At 80.1% G+C, this 1,023-nt stretch carries 1 protein-coding gene; it reads left to right on the top strand.

Annotated features, from left to right (window positions below):
* Window positions 1-138: 138 nt before the first annotated feature.
* Window positions 139-1,023, top strand: an 885-nt coding sequence (locus tag HLB09_RS17500) for a GTP-binding protein (protein WP_322790249.1), incomplete at its 3' end; no start/stop codon positions are given.

A 1,023-nucleotide genomic window follows, 5' to 3' on the forward strand; every position in this document is an offset into this window, starting at 1 on the left:
GTGGTCGCCCGCACCGAGGCCGGCCGGTGCCTGCTCGACCTGCGCTCCCTGGCGCCCGAGGACGACGCGCAGCTCGTCGGGGCCGCCCTGCGCGCCCTGGCGACTCCCCGCGCCGCGGCGCCCGCGGGGGCCTGAGCGGTGCACGTCCTCGCCACCGCCGGGCACGTCGACCACGGCAAGTCCGCCCTCGTCCGCGCGCTCACCGGCCGGGAGCCCGACCGCTGGGCCGAGGAGCAGCGCCGCGGGCTCACGCTCGACCTCGGGTTCGCCTGGACCGACCTCGACGACGGCGCGGGCGGCGCCGAGCGCGTCGCGCTCGTCGACGTGCCCGGGCACGAGCGCTTCGTCCCCACCATGCTCGCCGGGGTCGGTCCCGTGCCCGCCGTCCTCCTCGTCGTCGCGGCCGACGGCGGGTGGATGCCGCAGTCGCAGGAGCACCTCGACGCCCTGGACGCCCTGGGCGTGCGCTCGGGCCTCGTCGTCGTCAGCCGGGCCGACCTCGTCGACGCGACCGGCGCCGCGGCCACCGCCGCCGACGTCGCGCAGCGCCTGGTCGGCACCTCGCTCGAGGGCTCCCCGTCCGTCGTCGTGAGCGCCCGCACGGGCGCCGGGACCGAGGCGCTGCGCGCCGCCGTCGTGCGCCTCGTGCGCGGGCTGCCCCCGGCCGACCCCGGAGCGCCGCCGCGCCTGTGGCTCGACCGCTCGTTCACCATCCGCGGCGCCGGCACCGTCGTCACGGGCACGCTGCCCGAGGGCGTCCTGCGCACCGGCGACGAGCTCGAGGCGGTCACGCCCGACGGCGAGCGCCGGTCGGTGCGGGTCCGCGGTCTGCAGTCCCTCGAGGAGCCGCGCCCGGAGGTGGCCGGGCCCGCCCGCGTGGCGGTCAACCTGCGCGGCGCGTCCGCCGGTGACGTGCCCCGCGGCAGCGCCCTCCTCGCGCCCGGCAGCGCCCGGCTCACCTCCGAGGTGGACGTCGTGCTCACCGGTGCGGTGCGCGCGCGGGCTCTCGCGGACGACGGCCAG

The organism is Pseudokineococcus marinus (assembly GCF_013004605.1).
Lineage (GTDB): Bacteria > Actinomycetota > Actinomycetes > Actinomycetales > Quadrisphaeraceae > Pseudokineococcus > Pseudokineococcus marinus.